Raw genomic sequence first — 26237 nt, 5'->3', positions numbered from 1 at the left:
CACGATCAAGCTACCCGCAGCCGCAATATGTCGGCTATTCGCAGCAAGAACACGAAGCCAGAACTTCTGATCCGCCGCGGGCTTCACGCCCGCGGCTTTCGCTTTCGCCTTCATGATAAGGCGCTCCCGGGGACACCAGACATAGTCCTGCGCCGATATGGCGCTCTGATTGATGTGCGGGGATGCTTCTTCCATGGTCATGACTGCAACCTTTTCCGGCTACCGCGCACCCGAAGGGATTTCTGGGAGAGCAAAATTTCCACCAACAGAAGGCGTGACATCAAAACAGCAAGTGAGCTTCAGGATATGGGATGGAGGGTCGCAGTTGTTTGGGAGTGCGCCCTCCGTGGCCCAAAGAAAATCAATTCGGAAACTGTTATTGACTCTCTCGCCCAATGGTTGTCCTCTGACGAAAAAATATTTGAAATCAGAGGCGTCGACTCATGTTTACCTCCCTGAGCAACCTTATTTCAGCAATGCAAGATGCGGGGGCGAAGCGCTTCTATGCGAAGCGCCTTGCACCCAATGACAACTCGAAGAACCAAGTTTACCTGGGCGGCGGCTTTGATGCGTTGAACATCATTCCGCATGGTGACATCGAGACTGATTTTTCTGAGAAAGCAGGATCTGTCCGGCGGCGCGACAAAGCTTCTGTCGAGTTCTATTGGATAGACAGCCAGGGAACATGGCGAGCACCCAACGCCCAGCTCATCCTTTACCCCAAATACCCCGAAGTCAGAATGTCGGGCTTTCTGCAGAAAGCTGTGAACGCACCGAAGGGCCTCATGGTCTCTCGCGATGAAGGAAGGGTGATGTTCTTCGGTGTTTCCCCCGAGGGGCGCGTTTTTGGCTATGTAGACGCCCATGATTCTGACGTAGTCGCCGAGCTGGACGCTCAGGGCGAGTTTCCGTCGGAAGGTGTATTCTCGAACATCACCCGTCTGGCAACCACCGCCAGCCGCGACCCGCGTGAGATTCTTCTGGAAACACTTCGGAAAGTTCATGGAAAAGGCTGGATTTCCGGTCAAAGACTGCACTCCGATGGGGTAATCAGGCCGTATTCCGCACAGAATGGTGGTGGATATACCCTCGAAGCCGAACTGGGGATTATCCCCAACGGAATCGCGGAACCTGACTTTATGGGATGGGAGATCAAGCAGTATTCCGTCAGGGATTTCGTGAATTTTCGGGCGAAATCACCAGTCACATTGATGACTCCTGAGCCAACCTCAGGCGTATATTCTGACAATTTTCCGCTGTTTATGAATGACTTCGGCTACGACGACACTAAAGGCCGGCCGGGGCGCAGGAACTTCGGCGGCATTTACAAATACGGATCCGAAGCGCACGCGCGCACTTCGGTTCGGATGATCGTTGAAGGATACGACACGGAAAAGGGCAAGATTGACGACATGGGTGGGAGCATCTTGCTGGTCGCCCCTGATGATCGCGTTGCCGCAGGCTGGGAGTTCAAGAACCTTCTCAATCATTGGAATCGCAAGCATGCTCAAGCGGCCTACCTTCCTTCGCTGTCATCCGGCAACCCGAGGCAATATCAATATGCCGATAGGGTCCAGCTTGGCCAGGGAACTGATTTTTTCAGGTTCATGCGGCTCGTCAGCCAAGGCGGTGTCTATCTCGATCCTGCTGTGAAGGTCGAAGATGGCAAACAGAAGAAGAGAAATCAGTTTCGGGTTTCTCACGCAGATCTTCCAGATCTGTATCAATCCTTCGAAACCCTGCAATTCGCTTGATCGTTGTCAGATCGCTTACAACTCACCACGCCATATTGCTTTTCAGCTGTAGAATTTGAAGAGCCCCGAACTTAGCTCGAAGTAATGCGTTCTTGCGAGCAAACTTGATAGAGAATTGAGGGAAAATGATTGAGAACCTTACCGTCGGAAAAGCGGCTGCATTTTTCAGCATAAAAGAGAACCTCACCCATGCAGTGGTCGACGAATTGTTCAAGGAACTCCGCAAAAAGCACGGCACCACCCGAAATAACGTATTTAGACACATTCGCGAATGCGTGGGTGACGCGTGTTGGTCCGCAATCTGCTTCAAGTATGAAGCACCACCTGTGTTTCTCGATTCGGCTTCTGGAATGCGAGAGGAGCTCCTCGGTTACTTACTCTTAGTAGAATACCAAGAACATGTGGCGGTGTTTACTTCGCGCCTCAGTTTGCCATCCGCGTTCAAAACAAAACATCTTGCACCGGTCGCAACGAGTCGGGTGGAGGGAGCAATTGCACACGAAGATGCAGTGTTCCAGAAAATGAGAATGCGAAATATGTCCGTGTCACAACACGTGATGCGAAACAAAACACTGGAAGCTCCGAATTTGGCAAATGTCGTGGGGCCAGCGGGCAGTCGTAGATATGCTCCGCAGACCTACGCTGTCACCGTCGATGGCACCTATAGAACTGCTACCCCAAGCACAGGTCGGATTGGAGTTCGATCTGGAAAAGTAGACCATGAGGATCTGATTGAGTTCGCCGTAACCACTATCGACGCACTGCGTCAGGATCCTGTCGATGTTTCACCCTTCATCAAAACCTTTGCCCGGCCAATCTCGCTTACTGACGCTCTGAGTTTGTCACAGCCTTCTGCTATCGCGGTAGATACGGCACGACTTGCGGAGGCGGTAATTGGCGACGATGCCACCAAAGCCACCTATCGGCTGGTTTCGACCGAAGGGGAAACTTCTGAGCTCTCTATCGACGAAATAGAAGCGCTCCTCAGCGACCTCGAACCTGCGCTGATCATCGAAGGTGACGGGAAGATGCGTTCAGCACGACTCCCAGATCAGGGTGATGAGTGCGCCAGGATCAGCTTGAATAAGAGCCGAATTGCGTTGAGATCGCTAACACTTGGTGCCTCAGCCTCGGTGAAAGTTGAATCGCGCAGTGTAGCGTTGGGAGAAGATCCTGATCAGCGAACACTTCAGTCATTTCTTGATGAAGAGAACAGCTTCATTGTGCTTTTCGACGATGTGACGCTCTCCTACGTTGATGGCCAGGTGTTTCAAGATGAAGCAATGTTCGATGGGGGTCGCGGAGTTCTACCTTACTTACATCCGGAAGCGTCCCTCCAAACCGTGGTCAGCGAGAAAGGTAATTTCGTGGCGAACCAAGTTGAGTTCGACGACACCTCCACGTTCGGGGCCATCGTTGAGCACGTCGCTGCGGAGGATGATGTCTTAGTCTGCGATGACCTTGGCGATGAATGGGCAGACTTCATTGGTATCAGGGAAGATGCAGGCTTTGTCCAAGTGAGTTTCTACCACGCGAAACATGGCCCACTTGAGCTCAGCGCTGGATCGTTTCACATAGCTGTAAGCCAAGCGATTAAAAACCTTGGGAACATGATGCTTCCGCCAGAGCGAATGGAGGCTAAAATCGAAGGTTGGAGCACCACTTACAATGCGCCGAACCAACCGACTCAAATCGAAAAAATTATTCGAAACAATACAGGCGATATTGGTGCGTCGGTCGCCCGAGGAAGAAACGCGCCAGATGTGCGACGGCGAGCGATAATCGTAACTTCATCGCTCAGTAAGCAGGCAGTCGAGGACGCGTTTTCCGACATTCAGAAAGGAAAGCGTCCATCCCACTCATTCGTTCAATTGTATTGGCTCCTTCAGTCATTCTTCTCGGCCTGCACTGAGGTAGGCGCGACAGGATCAATTGTCTGTCAACCTTGAGCTTTCTGTCCATACAAGATGCGTTGCGCATTGGAGTGACATGCAGCGAGTGCAAGGTTGATCGTCACGATCAAGCTTCAACTCTGTGTCGGTCAGCTTCTTGGCCGAACTACACATCGGCCATGCTCAACTCGAGATGTGGAGCAACTTGTGTAGCAAGTTGTGTAGCAAACTCGGATAAAAGCTTTCTGCAAAGCGGCTGTAAGCGGGTTTTATTGCAGCAATAACAACAAGTTGCGAGCTTCAATCTCTTAGAAAAATGGTGCCCGGGGGCGGAATCGAACCACCGACACGAGGATTTTCAATCCACTGCTCTACCCCTGAGCTACCCGGGCACGGGTGAACGTTTCATCGTTCGGGTGGGCGGGTTTTAGACGCGGGGTGCGGCGGTGTCCAGAGGGAAAAGAGGGTTTTTCAAAGGTTTTTCAATGCGGCTTCAAAGTTTCGCGAGAAAGCACCTGAGACATGGCATCAGCGGCCTCATCCAGATCTTCCGGGCTGTCTGCGGGGACGGCATAGGACCCATTCAGCCAGCGGCCAAGATCCACGTCTGCACAGCGGCGCGAACAGAAAGGGCGGTATTTGGGATCGGTGTCTTTTTCGCAGATAGGACAAGCCATTAGCGATCCTCCAGGCAGTGCGACAGGGGCAGGCGTTCGCGTTTGCGCTGCAGTTCGAACAGGCCCAGCTGCGTCCAACCTACCATTGCGGTTTCGATCCCTTCCGCCTTCAATGCGGCGCGCAGAACCTGCTCTAACTGGCGGCGATCTTTCTTGGGGCAGGGGGCGAAATCAACGACGATCTGGCCGCCCAGGCCCCGGCATCGCAGCGCGGCGGGCAGGGCACGGGCTGCAGCGATATTGGCCTTCAGACCCGCCGCTGGGCTGGTGTCTCCGCCCGTGTTTACGTCCACTGCGACCAATGCGCGGGTGGGTTCAACGAACATCGAGGCGCCGCCAGGCAGGCGCACAAAGGCACCACGGGCAGCGTCGATCATCTCGTGCACGTTGTGACGGTCAAATGCGCTGTCAGAATCATCTAGAAGATCAGGTTCAGGCCACTCGCGCCAAGCAAGCTCGTGCGGGTCGGGGCCGTCGACCAGAAGCTCGGCGTCGCCGTCTTGATCGGCAAGCACCGCGCGGCTGAGGTCGAGCATCGCCGCAATATCTGCGGCGACATCATCGCTCGACCCTTTTTCGGCGACGGATCGGATGATCAGGCCCTCTTCGGCGTCGTCCATGACTTCATGCGCCACTTCAAGAAGGCGGACGCGCGCGTCGTCATCGCGAATCGCGCGGCTGACATTGATGCCCGGCGCGCCGGGCGTGACGATGGCATAGCGGCTTTTGAACAGAACTTTTTGCGTGACAGGAACGGCCTTGCCGTCTTCACCAAAGCCCGTGACCTGCACGAGAATGCGTTCGCCAGGTTTCAGACCTTTACCCTGTCTTAGAAAACCTGACTGGCCACCCGGCAGACGCAGCATCATACCGCCTTGGCCCTTCAGAGGTCGGTCACAAATGGCGCGAAAGATAGCACCGGGCAGCACGACGCCCTCGGGCGGCTCGATCAGTAAATCGGTCAGCTTTCCATCGGTAATCTGTGCTGCGGCCATGCGGCCGTTATAGGTATCAAGCGCGATAGTGCTGCCCTTCATGGCTCAACTCCGTATAGGGGATAACCGGCGGCCTGAAGCAGCCCGGCGGTTTCAGCGACAGGTAGGCCAACGACGGCGGTATAGCTGCCTTGAATCCATGGAATGAACGCTCCGGCCGGTCCTTGGATGGCATAGCCACCCGCCTTGCCCTGCCAGTCGCCGGTGGCCAGATAGCCGTTCAGCTCTTCATTCGACAGGCGCTTCATTTTGACATGGGTCACCACATCGCGCGCCCATGTGCCAGTGGCGTTGCGCACCACGACCGAGGTGATGACGCGGTGACGTCGCCCGGACAAAGACAGCAGGAATTCAGCGGCCTGTGCGGCATCCTCGGGCTTGCCCATGATGCGGCGGCCAAGCGCGACGGTTGTGTCGGCACATAATACGACCTCGTCCGCGGCCACGGTCATCGCAGCAGCTTTCGAAGCTGCAATCCGGCGACAATAATTCAACGGAAGCTCGCCTTTTGTGGGCGTCTCATCCACATCCGGGGGGCGGATGGCATCAGCAACAAGGCCGAGCTGCCCCAGCAACTCGGCCCGTCTTGGGCTACCAGAGCCCAGAATCAGTTTGGGACGCGTCATGCGCGACAGCGCTTACTTGAAGCGATAGTTGATCCGACCTTTGGTCAGATCATAGGGGGTCATTTCGACCTGCACCTTGTCGCCAGCCAGAACGCGGATGCGGTTCTTGCGCATCTTACCTGCCGTATGAGCGATGATCGTATGGCCGTTTTCCAGCTCGACCAGAAATGTCGCATTCGGCAGGAGTTCCTTAACGACACCGGGAAATTCGAGCAGTTCTTCCTTGGCCATGTTCACTCCTGTATTTTCACCCACCCATCGTGGGCGCGCTATAAATGGGGGGAAACGTCCCGGTTTTCAAGGGAATTCGGCATAGAAGCAAGAATTGCTGCCTGCGCCTTGCGGCGGTGGCTTTATGCGGGGTGGTTATCCTGTGTCGGAGCCCCGAAGCGTTCGAGGATCCGGTCACGGATCTGGTCACGTGCGAGCCGATAATTGGCCAACTTTTCCTCGCGCCGTGTGCCCAGACCCGTTGGGTCCAGAATGGGCCAGTACTCTACGTCCAGATGGAACACACGCGTCAATTCCAGTGCCCTGCGTTGGCTGGCGGGGGACAGGGCAATGATAAGGTCGAAGCTGGAAAGGTCGTCGCCCCATTCTTCCATCTGGTCAAAGCTGCGCACGCGGTGGCCGGACAGCTCGATCCCCAGCTCGTCACAGACAGCGATTGAAAATCCGTCGATGTCGAGCTCGCTGTGAACGCCAGCGGATTGGACATAGATCTCGTGCCCGTAGAACGCCTTCATCATCCCTTCGGCCATCGGTGAGCGCACAGAATTGTGGTCACAACAGAACAGCACGGATTGGGGACGATTAACGTTCAAATTCAACCCCAGTGTAGAACACAGATCAGGGTGAATAGGCGGCGAGCGGTATCGATGTCGATCTCGGCTTTGTCCTCAAGCCGTTCCTGCAACACCCGCGCGCCTTCATTGTGAATGCCACGTCGGGCCATGTCGATAGCTTCGATCTGGCTAGGGGGCAGCTTCTTCACCGCGTCGAAATAGCTTTCGCAGATGGCGAAATAGTCTTTTACTACCTGACGGAACGGCCCGAGCGACAGGTGAAACTCGCCCGCCGGATCACCGGCTTCGGTCGTTGCTTCGACCACCAGACGCTTTTCGCGAATTGCCAGACCCAAATGGTACGGACCATCCGGCACGGGCTGGTCGCCACGCGGGGCCAGATCAAAGCTGTTGTCTTCCAGAAGATCAAAGACTGCAACCTTGCGCTCCTGCTCGATCTCGGGCGTGGGGGCGGCAAGGCCGGTGTCATCAATTTCGATATGGGTGATGCGGTTGGTGGTCATTGGCACTATCTGAGGGTCAATCGTTAAGGGCGTCAAGCCTTGCGCGCACGGACAGGCCGTGAGCTTCAAGGCTTTCGGAAATGGCAAGGGTTTCGGCGGCAGGGCCGATGGCAGCAAGTGCGCCAGGTGTCATGCGCGCCAACGTGGTGCGTTTCAGGAAGTCCATCACCGACAGGCCCGAGCTGAAGCGGGCTGAACGCGCGGTGGGCAGCACGTGGTTTGGGCCACCGACATAATCGCCGATGGCTTCAGGCGTGAATTGCCCAAGGAAGATAGCACCAGCGTGGATGCATTGGGCCGACAGGGCTTCAGGATCAGCCACGCACAGCTCAAGGTGTTCGGGCGCGATGCGGTTGGACAGGCTCGCGGCCTCGTCCAGATCGCGCACGGTGATGACCGCGCCGAAGTCGCGCCAGCTGGCACCTGCAATCTGACGCCGTTCCAGAGTTTCCAGACGTGCTTCGACAGCTTCTGCAACGCGCTGGCCGAAGGCTTCATCCGTGGTGATGAGGATCGACTGAGCACTTTCGTCATGTTCGGCTTGGCTCATCAGATCAAGCGCCAGCCAGTCGGGGTCATTATCCGCATCCGCGATGACCAGAATTTCGGACGGTCCCGCAATCATGTCGATGCCCACTTTGCCGAAGACACGGCGCTTGGCAGCGGCCACAAAAGCGTTGCCCGGCCCGGTGATCTTGTCGACCGGCGCGATGGTGTCGGTGCCATAGGCCAAAGCAGCTACGGCCTGTGCCCCACCGATGCGATAGATCTCGTCCACGCCAGCGATACGTGCCGCCAGCAATACCAGTGGGTTTGTGATTCCATCAGGTGTGGGAACGGTGATCGCCAGACGTTCAACGCCCGCAACCTTCGCCGGAATGGCGTTCATCAAGACTGAAGATGGATAGCTGGCCAGCCCGCCGGGCACATAAAGGCCAGCGGCAGACACAGCGCTCCACCGCCAGCCCAGATCGGCACCGGTTTCATCTGTCCAGCGTTGATCCTCGGGCATCTGGCGCGCGTGATAGGCACGGATGCGCTCGGCAGCCAGTTCCAGCGCCGAGCGATCTTCGTCCGAAACCTTGGCGCATTCCGCTTCAATCTCGGCTTCCGAAAAGCGAAGCGTGGCGGGCGTCAGATCCAAACGGTCGAATTTCGAGGTCAGATCGATCACCGCCTGATCCCCGCGTTCGCGCACATCGGCAATGATCCCCGCGACGGCGGCATCCACGTCTGGGCTGTCTTCGCGCTTCATCGACAGAAGCTCGGTAAAACGCGCCTCGAAATCGGCGGACGTGCTGTTCAGAAACTGGGGCATGGCGCTCTCCTTTGCGCCGTTTTAGCTGCGGCGCGGCATGGCTTCAAGCTGCGCTTGGGCGCAGATTACTTGGACAGGTCATGCTCGGGCGCATGTTTTGAGGGCGCGATATAGGGGCGTGTGACATCTTGCAGCGTCACATCGAGCGTTTCGACGTCCAATGCGATGGCTCCATCACCCGCCAGAACCAGCTCGATCCGCCCCATTCCGTCATCCCCGGGTGCGAAGGAGAGGGACAAAAGCGACAAGATCATGTCTTTGTCACCCTTCTGAACCCCCTGACTTTGCACTTTTAGAACATCCGAGATGGATAGGACCGACTGAACGCGTTCCATTGGGCGACCTCGAGCCTCGGCGGCCGGCTTGTCTTCCCAACGGAAGCGGTTGATCAGCAGGGCAAAGCGCCGCTGCGCTGGCGACCAAGAGATTTCGGACGCCGGAAACACCGCGTCTTGTGCCAGCGCCGACAGGACCTCGAGATCATCGTTGTCTAACGCAGCCAGTTTCAGCGGGCGTTCGCCGCCATCTTCGAACCGTGCATCTTGCATGTCGGTCACTCCTTCACGCGCTCGACCTTGGCCCCGATCGAGGACAGTTTGCGCACAACTTTCTCGTATCCGCGATCAAGGTGATAGACGCGGCTGACGACAGTTTCGCCCTCGGCGGCAAGACCCGCCAGAATAAGCGAGACCGAGGCGCGCAGGTCGGTTGCCATCACAGGCGCACCTTTCAGCTTCTTAACACCATGCACGGTGGCCGTGCCGCCATGCACTTCGATATTTGCGCCCATGCGGGTCAGTTCCGGGGCGTGCATGAAGCGGTTTTCAAAAATGGTTTCGTGCAGGGTCGAAGTGCCTTCCGCCGTGCACAGCATCGCCATCATTTGTGCCTGAAGATCAGTAGGGAAGCCGGGGAAGGGTTCTGTGGTCACATCCACAGCCGAAACACGGCCATTGCGGCGCGCGACTTTAAGGCCCTTCGCGGTCTCTTCCACATGGATGCCTGCCGCATCCAGTTTCTCACAGAAACTTTCGACTAGAGAAATCCTTCCGCCCAGACATTCCACTTCACCACCCGCAATAGCCGGGGCCAGCATATAGGTGCCAAGTTCAATCCGGTCGGTAACAACGGGGTGGGTGGCGCCGTGCAGGCGGTCCACACCCTGAATGACGATCTCGGATGTTCCATCACCTTCAATCTGCGCGCCCATTTTGCGCAGGCAGTCGGCCAGATCCACGATTTCGGGTTCGCGGGCTGCATTGCGAATGACGGTGGTTCCTTTGGCAAGGGTCGAGGCCATCAGGATGTTTTCGGTCGCGCCGACCGAGGCAAAGGCCAGCTCAATCTCGGCACCTTTCAATCCGCGCGGAGCCTTGGCGTGCAGATAGCCGTCTTTCAGCTCGATCTCGGCGCCCAGCTTTTCCAGTCCGAAAATGTGCAAATCCATCGGGCGTGCCCCAATGGCACAGCCGCCGGGCAGGGACACAACTGCATGGCCTAGACGGGCCAGCATCGGTCCCAAAACTAGGTTCGAGGCGCGCATCTTGCGCACGATGTCATAGTCCGCGACGTGGTTGTCCAGATTGTGGCTGGACAGGGTCAGAACCTGACCTTCCTGCATCGACGCTGCCTCGGCACCTAGGCTTTCCAGAAGCTGGGTCATCGTCTTGATGTCGGACAGCCTCGGTGCGTTGGTCAGGGTCAGAGGCTCTTCCGACAGAATCGTCGCAGGCATCAAGGTCAGGCAGGCGTTCTTCGCCCCTGCAATCGGAATTTCACCACGCAGCTCGCTGCCGCCGGTCACTACAATCGAATCCATATACCTGCCTTACCTATTATTCTGTTCATTTTCCGCCGCTTCGTCATCTGACGCGGCACGTGCCTTGGCCTGCGCTTTGCGCCGACCCATATTCGCTTTCAAAGCTGCTTTCAGCCGCGCTTCGCGATCCGCCCCTTTTTTTGTGGGCTTTTGAGATGTGTTCTTCCGCTCCATGAGCTCTTCTGTAACGCGGAATGAAAAAAGGGTCCAGAATGCGCTTGCTTCCGTCATAGAATAGGTTTAGTCAGCCGCTCACGATAGGATGCTGTGGTAGCTCAGTGGTAGAGCGCGTCATTGGTAATGACGAGGTCGGGAGTTCAATCCTCCCTCACAGCACCATCGTTAACCCCCCTGAAAAGATGCTATTGAAACTGCAAATCGCAGATGTTTGCGGCGTTTTAGATGCCCTAACAGAAACGCGCGGACCCATGGCCGCGCGTGACTTTAGTTCATAAATATAATGGCTGTCGACTTAACCGACGATCAGCTGCTTCAACTGTAGGGCCTCGTGCTCGACCTCGTTCAATCGATGCGTAATGACATCGCCGATGGTGACCATGCCGATCGGACCGACTTCGCCCATGACTGGCATGTGGCGGAAGCGACCATCGCTCATCCGTTTCAGGACCGAAACCAACGGATCGTCTGTGCTGCAGGTCTGGACCTCTTTGGTCATGACGTCTTCAACCAGCTGCGGCAGGGTCTGGCCCGGCGCATCAGCCAGTTTTCGCACAATATCGCGCTCTGAAAGGATTCCGCACAATGCACCAGTGCTGTCTGTAACGACCAGCGCACCGATTCGCTTGTCGCGCAGAATCTCGACCGCGCGGCCCAAGGTTTCACCGGGGCGAATGGAAATCACATCGCCGTCCTTGTTTTTCAGGACATCCCCAACCACGGCTGTTTTGGTCTTGAGATTGCTGGATGGATCCTGACTTTGGCTTTGCGATCCCTTGCGATCTTTACGCATAGGAGCCTGATACGACGTGGGCATGTTTTGCTGTCCTCCCTGAACTGATTGCGGTCCGCACTCATAGGAAGCATAACCCAGCCAATCGATTTCAGGAGATAAAAAATGTCGCAGCTTGCACTTTCATCCCCGGTCGCGACGGTGATCTTCGTGTTGGCCTGCTTTTGCGGCTATCAATATCGACGGGTTTGGAAGACCGAAGGCCCACGCTATTTGCTGTGGATCTATGGGGTTCTGACAGCCGCTGGGCTGCTTGTTTTGGGATTTGTCCCCTTGGCCGGGGCAGGCTAGGGGCAGGGCCCCTATATTCGGATTGTCTGACGCGCGGCTTAGCTTTCAGCCTGCATCTGCTCCAACATCTTCTTTTTGCGAGGACACTGTGTCAGGCGATCGCGTAGTGGGCTGTTGGGATCAATGTCCTTGCTGCACACCACGCATTGATCCGCATCGCTGATGGCATTCAGGCCACCACAACTGCCTTTGATCGTCTTGCCTGCCATGATCACGCCAAGCGCCATGCCCAGCATGATGACAAGAAGTACGCCGAAGGTCAGAAGGAAGGTGGCCATGAAGCTCTCCGGTTTGTTACGCGGTCAGGCGCGTGAAGGCGTCGCTTGCGGACGACTTGAACTGCAGGCTCGACGCCTCGGTGTCGCGCTCGACGAACAGAACGGCGACGTCGTGCTGCGCTGCGATTTCCAGACCACGCTCGCGGCCCAGGATAAGCATCGCGGTCGCCCAAGCATCTGCCATCATTGAGTTTTCTGCCAAAACGGTGGCCGAGGCCGTGCGGTGCGTGATCGGCTGCCCGGTGGCCGGATCAATCACGTGCGAATAGCGCTGACCGTCTTGCTCGAAATAGTTGCGATAGTCGCCAGAGGAGGCCAGACCCAGACCCGAAATGCCAACCACGTCGAAGACGCCGTTGTTCAGGGATGCGGGCGTCTCGATCCCGATCTGCCAGGGCAGACCATCGGGGTTGCGGCCCGACGCGTACAGGTCGCCGCCGATCTCGACCAGATAGTCGGTGATGCCGAAAGCTTCCAACGCCTGACCAACGCGGTCGGCACCATAGCCCTTGCCGATGGCGGCCAGATAAACCTGTGCGTCGGCTTGTTTCTTCTGAAGCGCGCCGTCGCCCACGCTGATGGTGTTGTGGTGACCTACAGCGGCCAGTGCGTTGTCGATTTCGGCTTGCTGCGGCATCGGCGTTTTGCCCGGAGCACCAAAGCCCCACAGCTCGATCAGCGGGCCCATCGTGGTGTCGAAGCGGCCTTCGCTGGCGGTATATACAGTGTCAGCAGCTTTCATCACATGTGCCAGTTCGGGCGAGACCTGAACTGGTGCCGTGTTGGCAGCAGCGTTGAAGCGCGAGATCTCAGAATTAGCGTCCCAGTTCGACATCTGCTGGTTCACTTCCGCCAGTGCGCCGCTGATGGCGGCCTTCACGTCAGCTTCGTTCACGCTTTTCGAAGAATCGATCGCAACCACATTATATGTGGTGCCCATGGTCAGGCCCGACAGGTTGAAGACACGAGCTGCGGACCCTTTGCACGCGGCCAAGGCCAGCGGCATGAACAGGATGGAACGGCGTGAGAATTTGATCATGTCGGGCACAGGAGAACCTCTTTCAGTCGCGAACTGGTCGTATTTGAATGTTCAGTGAGGCTTGTCTTAGACAATAATGGTCTTTTCAACAAGAAAATGACCTAAACTTTGTAAAAAGACCCTTTCGACCGCGCCGTACATATTGCATATAGCTGCAAGTCAATCTGAAGAGGTGAACACTGTGCAGCGGTTTAGGCTACGCAAAGGATTGAATATTCCGATCTCTGGTGCGCCCAAGGCGGGCGTCGAACAAGGGCCGTTACCGCAATCGGTTGCCATTCTTGGTGATGATTACATCGGCTGGAAGCCGCGAATTCTGGTCGCGGAAGGTGATGTGGTTGGGGCAGGTACCCCGATTCTGATCAGCAAGGACATGCCGGATGTGCAGGTTGTCTCGCCGGTGGCGGGTACGGTCAAAGCCATCAACCGCGGCGCACGTCGCAAGCTGATCAGCATTGAGATTGACGTGAAGGACGGCGCGGCCGAACCCGTCGACTTCTCGTCCATCGGTGACGCGGCAACGCCCGAAGGTCTGACCCAGCGCCTATGCGCCGCCGGTCTATGGACCGCGTTCCGCACGCGTCCCTATTCTAAAGTACCGGATCCCGCGACCCGCCCGGCTGCGATCTATGTGAACGCCATGGATACCGAGCCGCTGGCCGCGGATCCTGCCGTGATTATCGCAGAAGATGCCGAGGCCTTTGCCAAGGGTCTGCAAGCGGTCGCCTCGCTGAGCGATGGCAAGACATACCTGTGTCAGGCTGAAGGTGCGACCCTGCCGGGCCAAGACATCGCTGGCGTGGAAGCCGCGGCCTTCGAAGGCCCGCACCCGGCAGGTCTGGCCGGCACGCATATGCATTTCCTGGAACCGCCCCGCGCGGACAAGACGGTTTGGACAATCGGCTATCAGGACGTGATCGTCATTGGTCGTCTGCTGATCGCCGGCACCTATGATGCGTCCTGCATCATTTCGCTGGCTGGTCCGGCATGTGCCAACCCGCGTCTGATCCGCACCATCGCAGGGGCCTCGATGGCTGACCTGTCCGCGGGTGACATTCCCGCCGATCTGCCGGTGCGCATGATCTCGGGTTCGGTCCTGAGCGGTCGGGCTGGTGAAGGCGCGGACGGCTATCTTGGCCGCTACGCCCGTCAGATCACCCTGATTGAAGAGGACAAAAAGCAGATCCCGATGGGTTGGATCCGCCCGATGTTCGCCAAATACGCGGTGCAGCCGGTTCTGGGCTCGGCTTTTGCCAAGCGCGAGTACCCGCTGACCTCGAACATGAACGGTGGTCGCCGCGCGATGGTGCCCACCGGCACGTTTGAAGAGCTGATGCCGCAGGACTTCCTGCCCACCCAGCTTTTACGCGCACTTCTGGTGATGGACACCGATCAGGCCCAAGCGCTTGGCGCGCTTGAACTGGACGAAGAAGACCTCGGTCTTGTCGCTTTTGCCTGTCCGGCGAAATATGAGTACGGGATGGCGCTGCGCGACAACCTGACGAAGATCGAGAAAGAGGGGTAGACCTTTGGGCTTGCGTAATTTTTTCGATCGGATCGAACCGAACTTTGAAAAGGGCGGCAAATGGGAAAAGTACTTCCCCATCTACGAGATGGTGGAGAGCTTCCTTTATACGCCGAAGACAGTAACGACCGCCGCACCTCATGCGCGGTCTTACGTGGATATGAAGCGCATCATGACCTATGTGGTCATCGCGACGATCCCTTGTATCTTGATGGCGCTGTATAACACCGGCTTCCAGACCAACATGGCAATTGCCGAGTTCGGTCCCACGGGCTGGCGCGCTGCGATTATCGAGGCTCTGGGCATCGGGTTTAACCCTGCCAGCGTCTTTGCAAATATGGCGCATGGACTTCTGTACTTCCTGCCGATCTACATTGTGACACTGGTCGCGGGCGGTATTTTCGAGGTGATCTTCGCCACGGTGCGTAAACACGAGGTAAACGAAGGTTTTCTTGTATCTTCAATGCTTTACGCCCTGATCGTACCCGCAACCACGCCCCTGTGGCAGGTCGCTTTGGGCATCATCTTCGGCGTGGTTATCGGTAAAGAGGTCTTCGGCGGAACCGGAAAGAACTTCCTGAACCCGGCTTTGACGGGTCGTGCGTTCCTGTACTTCGCGTATCCTGCACAGCTGTCGGGCGACAGCGTCTGGGTGCCAGTCGACGGCTTTACCGGTGCAACCGCTCTGGCCGTATCGGCATCGGACGGCGTGCAGGCATTGGCCGCGCGCGGCATCACCTGGTGGGACAGCTTCTATGGCTTCATCCCTGGTTCAATGGGCGAGACCTCGACCTTGGCCTGTATCCTTGGCTTGATCTTCCTTCTGGTCACCAAGATCGCCAACTACCGCATGGTGGTGGGCTGTCTGGGCGGGATGATCGGCTTCTCGCTTTTGCTGAACGCCATTGGGTCCGACACCAATCCGATGTTCGCCATGCCGTGGTACTGGCACCTTGTGCTGGGCGGTTATGCCTTCGGTCTGGTCTTCATGGTGACCGAGCCCGTTTCCGGCGCGCACACCAATATGGGCCGCTATATCTATGGCGCGCTGATCGGCTTCATGGTCGTGATGATCCGCGTCATCAACCCGGCTTTCCCGGAAGGCATGATGCTGGCGATCCTGTTCGGCAACGTCTTCGCTCCGCTGATCGACTATTTCGTCGTTCAGGCCAACATCAAACGCAGGGCAAAACGCCATGTCTGATAACGATCTGAACACCACCAAAGGCCCCATCCGCCGCTTTCTCGATGCGCCCGCCGACTCGGTTGGCAAAACGGTCGTTGTGGCTGTCACCTTGTGCCTTGTCGCCTCGATGATCGTGTCGGCCGCAGCCGTGGCCCTGCGCCCGCTGCAAGAGGTCAACGCGCTGAAGGACAAGCAGATCAACATTCTGCAGGTCGCGGGCATCTATGATCCCGACAAAGATGTGGTCGAAAGCTTCCAAGCTTTTGAGGCCCGCGTTCTTGAACTGGAAACCGGCACTTTCACCGACGCCTTTGACGTGGCCAGCTTTGATGACCGCTCGGCTGCGGACGATCCCGCAACCTCGGTTGCACTGGACGAAGATCCGGCAGGCATTGTACGTCAGGGCAAGTTCGTCACCGTCTATCTGCTGCGCGACGATGCGGGTGCGATCGACAAGGTGATCCTGCCGATCCACGGTTATGGCCTGTGGTCGACGCTTTACGGCTTCATTGCGCTGGAAGAGAACGGCAACGACATCTTCGCACTGCAATTCTATGAACACGCCGAGACCCCGGGTCTGGGCGCCGAGGTCGACAACCCACGTTGGAAGTCGCTTTGGAACGGCAAGAAACTGGCCGATGAAAACGGTGATCTGCAGATCAGCGTGACCAAGTCGGTTCCGGCAGCAGGTGCCGATTATCACATCGACGCGCTGGCAGGGGCGACCCTGACCACGGTGGGTGTTCACAACCTTCTGAACTTCTGGATGGGTGAAAGCGGCTATGCTCCCTTCCTGGCAAATCTGAAAGCGGGGGATATCTGATGGCCCATAAACGCAGAGAGATGCTGATCGACCCACTGGTCGACAACAACCCGATCACCTTGCAGGTGTTGGGGATTTGTTCGGCGCTGGCGGTGACCTCGTCGCTTCAGGTGGCCTTCGTCATGGCCATCGCGGTGACATTGGTGACCGCATTCGCGTCGCTGTTCATTTCGATGATCCGCAGCCAGATCCCCGGATCGATCCGGATTATCGTGCAGATGGTGATCATCGCTTCGCTGGTTATTCTGGTGGATCAGGTGCTTAAGGCCTTCGCTTACGAGATCTCGAAAACCCTGTCGGTCTTCGTCGGTCTGATCATCACTAACTGTATCGTGATGGGCCGGGCCGAGGCGTTTGCCATGAAGAACGGCCCCATCGACAGTTTCATCGACGGCGTCGGCAACGGTCTGGGCTATGGCCTGATCCTGATGCTGGTCGGCGTGATCCGCGAGCTTTTCGGATCGGGCAGCCTGTTTGGCATCACCATTCTGGAAACCGTGAACAACGGTGGCTGGTATGTCCCCAACGGTATGCTGCTTCTGCCCCCGTCGGCGTTCTTCATCATCGGTTTGATCATCTGGGCCTTCCGCACATGGAAACCCGGTCAGGTCGAAGAACGTGAATACAAAATTCAAACGGTCGAGGCCCACTGATGGAAGCGCTCCTTTCCCTCGCCGTTAAGGCGATCTTCGTTGAAAACCTGGCCCTGTCCTTCTTCCTTGGCATGTGTACCTTCATTGCCGTGTCGAAGAAGATTTCGACCGCAATTGGTCTGGGTATCTCGGTCATGGTGGTGCAGTCGATCACGGTTCCGGCCAACAACCTGATCCTGACCTATCTGCTGGCGCCCGGTGCGCTTAGCTGGGCGGGCTTTGCCGATGTGGACCTGACCTTCCTTGGTCTGATTTCCTATATCGGCGTGATCGCCGCACTGGTGCAGATCCTCGAGATGGTTTTGGATAAGTATTTCCCGCCACTCTACAACGCGCTGGGTGTGTTCCTGCCATTGATTACAGTGAACTGTGCCATCCTTGGTGGCTCGCTGTTCATGGTGGAGCGCAGCTATGACTTCGCGGAATCAGTGACCTACGGCATCTCGTCGGGCTTCGGCTGGGCACTGGCCATCACTGCGATGGCAGGTGTGCGCGAAAAGCTGAAATATTCGGATATCCCGGATGGCCTGCAAGGGCTGGGGATCACCTTCATCACCGCGGGACTGATGGCGATGGCCTTCATGTCCTTCTCTGGCGTGAAACTGTAAGGGGCAAAAAGATATGGCAACCTTTAGCCTTGGCATCATCCTTTTCACCCTGATCGTTCTGGCGCTGGTCTCGATCATTCTGGCCGCGCGATCCAAGCTGGTGTCCACGGGTAACGTGAATATCGTTGTGAACGGCGAAAAGACGATCTCGGTTCCTGCGGGTGGTAAGCTTTTGCAGACACTGGCAGAACAACAGCTGTTCGTCCCGTCGGCTTGCGGCGGTGGCGGCACCTGCGCGCAGTGCCGGGTCAAAATCCATTCCGGCGGCGGCTCGATCCTGCCGACCGAAGAAAGCCACATCACCAAGCGTGAGGCCGCCTGTGGCGACCGCCTGTCCTGTCAGGTGGCCGTGAAGCAGGACATGGAAATCGAAGTCCCGGAAGAGGTCTTCGGCGTCAAGAAGTGGGAATGCACCGTGCGTTCCAACGAAAACGTCGCAACATTCATCAAGGCGCTGGTTCTGGACCTGCCCGAAGGCGAAGACGTGAACTTTCGCGCTGGTGGCTACATCCAGATCGAAGCTCCGGCCCATCAAGTCAATTACACTGACTTCGATGTGGAAAACGAGTATCGCGAGGACTGGGACAAATTCAATCTGTGGCAATACAAGTCCGTCGTGACCGAGCCGATTGAACGTGCCTATTCGATGGCGAACTATCCGGACGAGAAAGGCATGATCATGCTGAACGTCCGCGTGGCTTCGCCCCCTCCGGGATCGGAAGGCATTCCGCCGGGCCAGATGTCGTCCTATATCTTCAACCTGAAGCCGGGCGACAAAGTCACGATTTCGGGCCCGTTCGGCGAATTCTTCGCCCGCGAGACCGAAAAAGAAATGGTGTTCGTCGGCGGTGGTGCTGGCATGGCGCCGATGCGCAGTCACATCTTCGATCAGCTGAAGCGCTTGAAGAACAAAGATCGCAAGATCACATTCTGGTACGGCGCACGCTCAAAACGCGAGATGTTCTTTGTTGAAGATTTCGACGAACTGGCAAAAGAGTTCCCGAACTTCACATGGCACGTCGCCCTATCAGATGCGCTGCCCGAGGACGATTGGGGCGGCTATACCGGCTTCATCCACAATGTCCTCTTTGACGAGTATCTGAAGGATCACTCGGCACCTGAGGACTGCGAATACTACATGTGTGGTCCGCCCATCATGAACCAATCTGTGATCAACATGCTGTTGGATCTGGGTGTGGATCGTGAAGACATCATGCTGGATGACTTCGGCGGGTAAGCGAACCAATTCGCTTAGTCACAAACACAAAAAAGCCCCGAGCCTTGCTTGCTCGGGGCTTTTTTGTTTGCGTTGATGGCGCGTAATAGTTGATCGGCCCGTCGGGCATTTGGTTGACCTTGTTGTGGTGATCCCTAATCTGGGAAGACCTTAAGTCGGGGATTTCATGGTTTTAAGTTCTCTTGGCGCAGGGGCGCTGGATCGGTTGCGCCAGCGCGGCCACGCCCGTGTCTATAAGAAGAAAGATGTGGTGTTCCGCTTTGGCGATCCAGGCCTGACGCTTTTGATCGTCTCATCAGGTACGGCCGAAGTCAGTGTGACCACCGCACTGGGTCAGAAATCCATTCTGGGCGTCGCCACGGCGGGCGACGTGCTGGGAGATATCGCTTGTCTGGATGGTGGTCCGCGCAGCGCGGATGTGGTCGCTCTAGAGGCCATGGAAGCTGTCGAAGTGCAACGCGGCGATGTGCTTCAGTTGTTCAGGGAAGACCCTGACAGTGCCATCTTGGTCATCGAAGCGCTTTGTCAGAAAGCCCGCAATGCGTCCGAGATGTTCGAGGTGCAGACCATGCAGAGCGGTCAAGCCCGTCTTGCGGCGTGCCTGCTTCGGCTTCTGCCAACCGCTGTGCAAACAGAAACGGGCCAAGTTGCAGTGAAAGCAAGCCAAAGCTGGCTAGGAGCCTATGCGGGCCTAACGCGTGAGAACGTAAACCGACAGCTCAAGGCGTGGACACGCGACGGTATTGCGCGTTTCGAAAAGGGGTTGGTCGTGATCGAGGATCAAGCCCGCCTGCAAGAGCTGGCTCAGGGCGACGACTATTAAGGCTTTCGAACGATCACACCAATAGATTGAAAACGTACGGAAATCGGCAGTTTTCTTCGTACCTGTGACGTGCGTCACAGATGGGGCAATCGGTGCGTGCTATCCAAAAGGAGAAGACGCTGAAAGCTTTTGGGGAAAGTTATTTTAGCACGCTTAGATAGATGGAGCTCGCTTTGGGTGGCGCTGGCAACGGCGTTTTGGAGTGAGAATTAGACCCGGCCTTCGGGACGCCTAAGTGTCTTCCCCTGTCAGATGACGGACGGGGTTTGGTTGTGCCATTATTGGCTGCCGTGAGTGGTGAGGCGCTACGTCAACTCTGGGTTCTCAGGTCCAGAGGCGCCGACACACCAGACGAAAGTTGTGAAAGCTCTGTCCGAACTTCGCGGATGGAGCTGTTCCATTCGTGCTCACCCATAGATTCAGACAAAAGTTCAGCCTGTTCCAGCAACGTATGTGCTGTATCCAACGCACCATTTGTCAGATGGGCCTTCGCAAGGGCCGCCTTGTAGAAGGGGGCGTTCAGATCCGCCCCGATCAGGCTGGCTTGCTCGGTCAGCATTTCCAGCATGGCAGGGGTTTCAGTCGTGTTGCCCTGATAGATTTGAAGGATCGTCATCCAGACACGCCCGATTAGCGACCAGAACTGTGCTTGTTGTTCGTCGGCGATCTCGATCCCTGCCTGAACCTCTTGCACGGCCAGATCCAAATGCCCTCCTGCCAACAGAGCCTGTCCGCCAAAAATATGGATCCACGGTATCTGTGCGATGGCCCCAATGGCCTTCAGATGTTCCTGAGCCTGTGACATCGCAGCTTGTGCCCCCTCAAGATCGCCACTGCGGCTTGCCACATGCGCATCTGCGGACAAAACAGACGCCAGAGGATCTGCGCCCAGTTCCAAGAACAGGCGGCCGTGATCTTCGACCCGATAGAGGGATTTCAACTCGACGCTTCTGTCGGCAGCTTGATCAAACTGCCCCGAATACAGCGCATGGGCGGTTTCATTAACCAGCCACATGACCTTCAGTTCGTCATCTCCGTCGCGTGCGAGCTTCTCCATCATCTCGACATACTCGCCGCTTTCGCGAACGCGTCCGTTGATGATGCGATGGGCGAACAGACCATAGAGCGCGGTCATGCGTTGGCGATCGGTGCCCTCGGCATGGGCAATAGCGTCTTCTAGCAACTGATAGCGTTCCAAAACGATGGGGTGCGAGAACCCCATGCGCTGAACCGTGGCGCTGGCCAGAAGCGACAAGACCGGAAGGTATTCGGGGCGTGTAACCAGTGCGGGAGAGGCCTGATCTTCCATGTCCGTGCGCGCGTGATCTAGATAGGTCATCGACTGGTCGAAGTTCACAGCCATCAGCATGTGAATGCCTGCAGCCATGCATGCCGCAGGCAGATTTTCGTGGTCGCGCGCCGCCATGCGGTGGTCCGCCATCAGATGCGGATACGCAGCACAATAGGCTGGGTCATGGGTTTGCATAGCGTCAGCAAATGATTTGTGAAGCTTGCGCCGACGCTTGCCCGGGATCATCTCGTATGCAGCGTCGCGCAGCAGGATGTGATCGAATAGCAGTTCGTCTTCACCAAATGGATTGAAGATTCCGCGAATGGTCAAAACGCGCAACTCGTCCTCGAGGTTGGGACGTTCCGGCAGTAAATGCGCCACCCGCGCAGGCTGGAAATCGCGCCCAAGGATTGATGCGCATTGGATCACGTCTCGCAATGCGCCAAAGCCGTTGATGATGGCTTGGAATGTGGCCTCGATCGTTTGGGGTAGTTGCTGAGTGTCATCCTTGTCCCAAAACTGGCGCGCATGGGTGGCGAGGGCAGCGAGGAACAGGGGGTTGCCCTCGGCCGCTTCGATAATCCGTGTGCGCTTTGCATCGTCCAGCTCGGGATAGGCGGACAGGGCTTCTTGCGCTGCGGTATCGCTGAGGGGGGCCAAATGGATTGGCGCGATAGATGCGTTTTCCAGCAGAGTGTCGATCTTTTCCGAGGGACGGCTGGTGACAACGACGCGTGGCGGAGTTCCGTCAGCTTGCAGCAGCGCCAGCAGCACTGCGATTGTGTCTTCATCGAACCAATGCAAGTCATCAAATGTCAGGGCTGCCGTGCGCGTTTGCGCCAAACCCGCCAGCGCATGGGTGGCCAAAGAGATCCTGCGCGATTGTAGCTGTTCGGGTGTCAGAAGCACCGGTTGGGCAACCGATAATCCAAGCAACCCTGCCATCACCATGGCGTCCTGATCCGTCAACGTCACTCCGATGGACTGAAACTGCTCTGTCAGCTCTGACAACGACGACTGGTCCTGAAGGTCCAACTCGCGCCGCAGGGTTTCTGCGACAGGGAACAACGGGGATTGCTGAAGGTTCGCACGGGCGTCGACCTTGATGGTGCCGATGTTTTTCTGTGTGCGGCTGAAGGCATCCAGAAGCACGGTTTTGCCGATGCCTGCCGGGCCAATAATCGCATGGGCGCGGCTGGTGTCGTTCTGCAGCAGAGCAAGCTCTTTGTCACGCTCCAGCAGATCAGAGCCTTCTGTGTGATCTTCTTGAAAATGGAAGCCGGTCACTTCGATCAGCTCGACCGGCTGGTCGATCCCTTTCAGAAGGCGCGTGTCGTGGGTGGCTTCATCAAGCCGCGCCAAGCGCGACAGGAATGACTTGGTCTGACCCGAGATCACGACCCCGCCCGTTGGCGCCTGTTCTTGCAAACGCGCGGCGCGGTTTACATGCAACCCAGTCAGCTGCGGAAACAGGGCACCTTGTTGGCCCACACGACACATGATCTGGCCGGTATCGATCCCGACCCGTACCTGCAGCCCGTTCACCCGTTCTGGAATTGCCTTGGCGATCGACAGGCCTGATGCGATGGCCGACAATGCTGAATCTTCGCCGTCGTGGTCCAGTCCGAAGCAGGACAGCACCCCGTCGCCATAGCGCTGCAACACGCGGCCGCGATAGGTTTCCACCGTTTCGTTTACCTGCTGATGAAACGCGGCAATGGTGTCATCATAGGTCTCAAGCTCGGTCGAGTTGGCAAAAGCCGTCGAACCGACAAGATCAATGAACTGAATGGTCAGGATGCGCAGCTCGGGATTGTCGTCCAAAGCGATAACCTCGGTCCCGCAAGAACTACAAAACCGCGCCCCTTCATGCAGCGGTTCTGCGCATGACATACAATTCATTGCCAGCATATTCACCTCATCGACCTCTGACGCACCCACTCTCTTGCCATGGCCGCGTGACGTACCCGCTTGCTGTCCAGCGGATTGGTCATCGCCCACGAACACCACACCCGGAATGCACCGGGAAGGCGTTCACCAGTTTGCAACTGAAGCGGCGCGGCGTCAAACGAAGTTGTTGGAAAACCTTGAGGATCCGGGTCTTTAACTTCGATCTGGGCAGACACCGGGGCGACATAGGCGCGGTCCAATTGCAGGTCGAACGCGTTGTAGAACAAACGGCCCGAGGCATTGCGCGTCACGAAGGTCATGTTCAACAGATTCGAGATTGCCCCCTGTGCCGGATGGCCGGGCAGGGGGTCGGGGTCCATATGCTGTTGGAAACAGGCCTCGATCTTCATTCCGCGTGCACCTGTCGCGGTGAAGCGGGTGTTTTCCAGTTTGATATCCGACCAGACCTTCGGCATCGCGTAAAACACCTTGCCGGCCATGATGGCGGACTTGCTGTTTACATACAGCCTGCGCGGATACAGCAGCGGTGCCTGCCGCGCTTCGGCGGTGCGGGTATAGGGGATGGCAAAGGTCGCCTCTCCATACGGGGACATCGCCAAAAAGTCCGGAATGAACGACCCACGTACGTTGTGATAGCTACAGAACGACATACCGACAGGGTGATACCCCGGTCGGGTCAGGGGGCTTGGTCCCAGCTCGATCCCTGGCGGAAGCATGGCCTGAACCTCGGCGCGGGGGACTTCATAGAAGATGAAGACGCCCGTCATCTCGCCCCGTGCAAAGAACGGGGTAAGTGGCCATTTCGTCCCCGTGACCGAGTTCGTCTGGAACATCGCCTTTTCCGACACGGTTTCTTCGCGGGCGATGTCTTCGGCACCGACGTTCAACAGCTTTTCACCCGTGACTGCCGACGCGCAGGCGATCCCGGACATGGTTGCGCCCTCGACGCAGCCTGCATTCATCCCGCAGCGCGTCCAGTCGCCTGCCAGATACAGGTTAGCGAAGCCGCTTTGGGACGGAGCCAGCCGGTGATAGACGCTGTTGGTGACCGACAAGACATAGCGTTCCGATCCGAACATGTTCACGCGGGAGTAGATCCCGGCCTCTTCACTTTCATGCAGCAAGCTGCGATCAAACTTGCCGTCCTTTTCGGCTCCCGGCCAAAGCTTGACCAGATCCTTGTCCATCCAACGACCAAAGTTTTCGCGAAAATCGTGAATGTCCTCTCCGTCCGGCGCGGGCGAGCAGAAATAGGCAATCGAGCTTGGCTTGTTCGTCCCCCAATCTTCGTGGGGGATCAGGTGGGACATGTCCGCCCACGTGTCCAGAGGTTCGGCGAAGCCGGTGATGACTGTCCGCATCGGGGACGAAGGCAGCGACTTTTGCGAGTTATGCGCTTTGACCAGCTTCTCCCACCCCATCTGTTTCGGGGTTTTGTTCATCCACAGCTGCATCGCGTGGGTCGGGACCGTCTTGACCCGGTCCAGCATGTTGCGCCAGCGCTCGGACGCGATGGACAGTTCTTGCGACATATAAGGAAGCGACCCGATGGATGCGCCTAGGATTAGAAGGTCAAAATCCTCGCCCCGTTTCAAGGAATAGGCCTCGCCTTTGGGTGGGGTGCGTTCGCTTTCAAAGTCGATGCCGCTGTCTTTCAGATGCGCGCCGTCCTCGAGCTGATCCCACAAGGGTTCGGACGGCCAGCAGGGCAGGCCGTCTACGTCGACCAGCGGGTTATAGCTTCCAGATTTCACCTTGGCCTGCCGCACCATGCTGATGCGCTCGACATGAGTGCGGTCCTCGTCCAGATGCAGGTTGCGGGCGGCGTTGAAGAACTCGAACTTCACGCCCAGCTCTTTCAGAACCTGATAGTAGGGACCAAAGATCGTGTCGCCCATCCCGGCCTGCATCTTGTGGAAGATTGCCCCGGAATAGGTGAAGATCAGTCGCGTCATCGCACGTAAGGCCGTGCCCGCGCCCGTGTCGCCCTGACGTTCGGTGTTGCCCATGGGAAAGCCGAACACGAAGTCATAGCAGCCCCGGATCGACACCCATTTCAGTGCCTGATCGCTGACCCCGTTCATGCGCAGCCAGTCGGAAAACTCCCACTGGTCAAGCACGTCATAGCCGTTGGTGAACGTGTCCGAGCTGACAACCCCGTGCATATAGCCCAGACCGATATCCAACAGGTTCAGCCCGCGGCGCACGCTGTCACGCGCCATGTTTTCTGGAGTCTGCTGGCTGTGTACCTCGGCCTGAGCATCTTCGATGATCTCAAGCAGCAGGTCCGAATTATGCGGTCCTGCGGGAAGGCCAGCGCCGGGCAGAGCTTTCAGATGTGACAGGATGCTTTCGTGCCGGTCCAAAAGGCCGTCGGGAACTTCGATCCCAAGCGGTCCGTCCGCGCCGCCCTCAAGCTCGCCGCGCCGTAGAAACTCGAGCATGATCTGCAAAACTCGCATCATCATCTCGAAAGGCGAAGGAACCTTGGTTTCGTCCCCGGGAACTTCGTCGTTTTTAGGCAGGTCGATCACCCACGGGCGCCAAGGGTTTCCATCTGGGTCATCCGTAGGGACGTTCTCGGCCAGAAACAGATGCGACAGCGGCTTGAACGCCTTGTCCATCGTGCCAAGTGGGTCGCTTTTCTTGCGCAAACCCAGTTCGACCATCTGTTCATAACAATGGCGCATGTTGCGAAAGGCGTTCTGATAAAAACCGGCCCAGACGTGCAGGCCGTGTTCTTCAATGCGCTGCCCAAACTCAGCGTTGCGCCCGCTGGCGCCTTTCCCACCTGTCCGCCATCCAAGCTGATAGACGGTTATGTCATATTTTTTGTCCCAATCGGCAGTCTGCGTAATGGCATATACGGCTGTCATGGCCCCTACACCGCCACCGATCACGGCGATCTTCTTCTTCTCCATCCCATGTCCCCAATAAACTGATGCTGTTGAAAGTGATCGTTACAAACTGATGATCTTGGTAAACTATTGTTAACCATTGCCGATGCGGGCTAATCCGCCAACATGGTTCGCTTCGAAATACAGGCGCAAAGCGATTATTTTTCAGTGTTAAGCAATCAATGGTGGAAAAGTATTTTCTGCCTGCATCCGTAGCGCGCAGCCCGACTGTATGGGAATTACTATTCTAACGAATAAGCGGTCTGTCTACGTTACGCGACTCGGGGGCTGTGACAGCACCATTGGCCAGTGGGG

The 26237-nt window shown here is 57.1% G+C and carries 25 protein-coding genes and 2 tRNA genes; 12 read left to right on the top strand and 15 right to left on the bottom strand.

Annotated elements, in window-relative coordinates; translation table 11 throughout:
- The first annotated feature begins 27 nt into the window (after positions 1-27).
- The 3 genes from ACP15F_RS09855 (at position 28) to ACP15F_RS09845 (ending at position 3703) form a co-directional block, all read left to right on the top strand.
- Complete coding sequence (locus ACP15F_RS09855) at positions 28-459, top strand: very short patch repair endonuclease (RefSeq protein ID WP_424940622.1); 432 nt, start codon at positions 28-30, stop codon at positions 457-459.
- On the top strand, positions 444-1754 hold the full coding sequence (locus ACP15F_RS09850) for an MvaI/BcnI family restriction endonuclease (RefSeq protein WP_424940621.1): 1311 nt from the start codon (positions 444-446) through the stop codon (positions 1752-1754). Before ACP15F_RS09855 ends, ACP15F_RS09850 begins: the two co-directional genes overlap by 16 nt.
- A 125-nt stretch (positions 1755-1879) precedes the next feature.
- Positions 1880-3703 carry a hypothetical protein gene (locus tag ACP15F_RS09845; RefSeq protein ID WP_424940620.1) on the top strand — a complete coding sequence of 608 codons (1824 nt, stop codon included), beginning with the start codon at positions 1880-1882 and terminating at the stop codon, positions 3701-3703.
- A 260-nt stretch (positions 3704-3963) separates the two neighbouring features.
- Here the strand turns inward: ACP15F_RS09845 and ACP15F_RS09840 are convergent.
- The 10 genes from ACP15F_RS09840 to murA all read right to left on the bottom strand — a co-directional run bounded on the left by ACP15F_RS09840 (position 3964) and on the right by murA (position 10390).
- Positions 3964-4038, bottom strand: a tRNA-Phe gene (locus tag ACP15F_RS09840).
- Between the two features lie 90 nt (positions 4039-4128).
- Complete coding sequence (locus ACP15F_RS09835; RefSeq protein ID WP_424940619.1) at positions 4129-4323, bottom strand: DNA gyrase inhibitor YacG; 195 nt, start codon at positions 4321-4323, stop codon at positions 4129-4131.
- Positions 4323-5360, bottom strand: coding sequence for a ribonuclease E/G (locus tag ACP15F_RS09830; protein WP_424940618.1), 1038 nt, complete (start codon positions 5358-5360; stop codon positions 4323-4325). Before ACP15F_RS09830 ends, ACP15F_RS09835 begins: the two co-directional genes overlap by 1 nt.
- The gene (locus tag ACP15F_RS09825; RefSeq protein WP_424940617.1) at positions 5357-5944 is read right to left on the bottom strand and encodes a Maf family protein; all 588 of its coding nucleotides are present in this window, start codon (positions 5942-5944) and stop codon (positions 5357-5359) included. The genes ACP15F_RS09830 and ACP15F_RS09825 overlap by 4 nt, the downstream gene beginning before the upstream one ends.
- 12 nt (positions 5945-5956) lie before the next feature.
- Complete coding sequence (gene infA / locus ACP15F_RS09820) at positions 5957-6175, bottom strand: translation initiation factor IF-1 (RefSeq protein WP_008186030.1); 219 nt, start codon at positions 6173-6175, stop codon at positions 5957-5959.
- A 122-nt stretch (positions 6176-6297) separates the two neighbouring features.
- The gene (locus tag ACP15F_RS09815; RefSeq protein ID WP_424940616.1) at positions 6298-6705 is read right to left on the bottom strand and encodes a low molecular weight phosphatase family protein; all 408 of its coding nucleotides are present in this window, start codon (positions 6703-6705) and stop codon (positions 6298-6300) included.
- Positions 6706-6770: 65 nt separating this feature from the next.
- A complete protein-coding gene (locus ACP15F_RS09810; protein ID WP_424940615.1) occupies positions 6771-7253 on the bottom strand; it encodes a UPF0262 family protein in 483 nt (160 codons plus the stop codon).
- A gap of 16 nt (positions 7254-7269) precedes the next feature.
- Complete coding sequence (hisD, locus tag ACP15F_RS09805) at positions 7270-8571, bottom strand: histidinol dehydrogenase (RefSeq protein ID WP_424940614.1); 1302 nt, start codon at positions 8569-8571, stop codon at positions 7270-7272.
- Positions 8572-8636: 65 nt separating this feature from the next.
- Positions 8637-9119 carry a DUF2948 family protein gene (locus ACP15F_RS09800; protein WP_424940613.1) on the bottom strand — a complete coding sequence of 161 codons (483 nt, stop codon included), beginning with the start codon at positions 9117-9119 and terminating at the stop codon, positions 8637-8639.
- A 5-nt stretch (positions 9120-9124) separates the two neighbouring features.
- Positions 9125-10390: a UDP-N-acetylglucosamine 1-carboxyvinyltransferase gene (gene murA / locus ACP15F_RS09795; RefSeq protein ID WP_424940612.1), complete on the bottom strand. Its 1266-nt coding sequence runs from the start codon at positions 10388-10390 to the stop codon at positions 9125-9127.
- A 264-nt stretch (positions 10391-10654) separates the two neighbouring features.
- Here murA and ACP15F_RS09790 point away from each other — a divergent pair.
- A tRNA-Thr gene (locus ACP15F_RS09790) sits at positions 10655-10729 on the top strand.
- A 133-nt stretch (positions 10730-10862) separates the two neighbouring features.
- Here the strand turns inward: ACP15F_RS09790 and ACP15F_RS09785 are convergent.
- Positions 10863-11384 (bottom strand): CBS domain-containing protein, encoded by a 522-nt coding sequence (locus ACP15F_RS09785; protein WP_108856983.1) that lies wholly within the window; start codon positions 11382-11384, stop codon positions 10863-10865.
- Between the two features lie 81 nt (positions 11385-11465).
- Here ACP15F_RS09785 and ACP15F_RS09780 point away from each other — a divergent pair, with 81 nt between their 5' ends.
- Entirely contained in the window at positions 11466-11651 is a 186-nt protein-coding gene (locus ACP15F_RS09780) for a hypothetical protein (RefSeq protein WP_133489391.1), read from the top strand.
- A 38-nt stretch (positions 11652-11689) separates the two neighbouring features.
- On the opposite strand, the gene nqrM is transcribed toward ACP15F_RS09780, so the two are convergent.
- Together nqrM and ACP15F_RS09770 are read right to left on the bottom strand one after the other, a co-directional pair.
- Positions 11690-11929, bottom strand: a complete 240-nt coding sequence (gene nqrM, locus ACP15F_RS09775; protein ID WP_133489393.1) for a (Na+)-NQR maturation NqrM — start codon at positions 11927-11929, stop codon at positions 11690-11692.
- 16 nt (positions 11930-11945) lie between these two features.
- Positions 11946-12968 carry an FAD:protein FMN transferase gene (locus ACP15F_RS09770; protein WP_424940611.1) on the bottom strand — a complete coding sequence of 341 codons (1023 nt, stop codon included), beginning with the start codon at positions 12966-12968 and terminating at the stop codon, positions 11946-11948.
- A 181-nt stretch (positions 12969-13149) separates the two neighbouring features.
- On the opposite strand from ACP15F_RS09770, the gene ACP15F_RS09765 reads away from it, so the two are divergent.
- From ACP15F_RS09765 to ACP15F_RS09735, 7 genes are all read left to right on the top strand, one after another.
- A complete protein-coding gene (locus ACP15F_RS09765; protein ID WP_424940610.1) occupies positions 13150-14493 on the top strand; it encodes a Na(+)-translocating NADH-quinone reductase subunit A in 1344 nt (447 codons plus the stop codon).
- A gap of 4 nt (positions 14494-14497) precedes the next feature.
- On the top strand, positions 14498-15697 hold the full coding sequence (locus ACP15F_RS09760) for an NADH:ubiquinone reductase (Na(+)-transporting) subunit B (RefSeq protein WP_424940609.1): 1200 nt from the start codon (positions 14498-14500) through the stop codon (positions 15695-15697).
- Positions 15690-16502, top strand: coding sequence for a Na(+)-translocating NADH-quinone reductase subunit C (locus tag ACP15F_RS09755; protein WP_424940608.1), 813 nt, complete (start codon positions 15690-15692; stop codon positions 16500-16502). The genes ACP15F_RS09760 and ACP15F_RS09755 overlap by 8 nt, the downstream gene beginning before the upstream one ends.
- Positions 16502-17155 carry an NADH:ubiquinone reductase (Na(+)-transporting) subunit D gene (locus ACP15F_RS09750; RefSeq protein WP_246936217.1) on the top strand — a complete coding sequence of 218 codons (654 nt, stop codon included), beginning with the start codon at positions 16502-16504 and terminating at the stop codon, positions 17153-17155. Before ACP15F_RS09755 ends, ACP15F_RS09750 begins: the two co-directional genes overlap by 1 nt.
- Positions 17155-17763, top strand: a complete 609-nt coding sequence (gene nqrE / locus ACP15F_RS09745) for an NADH:ubiquinone reductase (Na(+)-transporting) subunit E (protein WP_108856976.1) — start codon at positions 17155-17157, stop codon at positions 17761-17763. The genes ACP15F_RS09750 and nqrE overlap by 1 nt, the downstream gene beginning before the upstream one ends.
- 13 nt (positions 17764-17776) lie before the next feature.
- Positions 17777-19000, top strand: coding sequence for an NADH:ubiquinone reductase (Na(+)-transporting) subunit F (gene nqrF, locus ACP15F_RS09740; protein WP_424940607.1), 1224 nt, complete (start codon positions 17777-17779; stop codon positions 18998-19000).
- A gap of 166 nt (positions 19001-19166) precedes the next feature.
- Positions 19167-19823, top strand: a complete 657-nt coding sequence (locus tag ACP15F_RS09735) for a Crp/Fnr family transcriptional regulator (protein ID WP_424940606.1) — start codon at positions 19167-19169, stop codon at positions 19821-19823.
- 310 nt (positions 19824-20133) lie between these two features.
- Here ACP15F_RS09735 and ACP15F_RS09730 read toward each other — a convergent pair whose 3' ends face one another.
- On the bottom strand, positions 20134-22938 hold the full coding sequence (locus ACP15F_RS09730) for an ATP-binding protein (protein ID WP_424940605.1): 2805 nt from the start codon (positions 22936-22938) through the stop codon (positions 20134-20136).
- 89 nt (positions 22939-23027) lie between these two features.
- On the bottom strand, positions 23028-25946 hold the full coding sequence (locus tag ACP15F_RS09725; RefSeq protein WP_424940604.1) for an acetoacetate decarboxylase family protein: 2919 nt from the start codon (positions 25944-25946) through the stop codon (positions 23028-23030).
- Positions 25947-26237 lie beyond the last annotated feature (291 nt).

The organism is Aliiroseovarius sp. S253 (assembly GCF_049800855.1).
Taxonomy (GTDB): domain Bacteria; phylum Pseudomonadota; class Alphaproteobacteria; order Rhodobacterales; family Rhodobacteraceae; genus Aliiroseovarius.
Note: the sequence above shows the minus strand (reverse complement) of the source record. Positions and strands in the feature narration are given on the sequence as shown.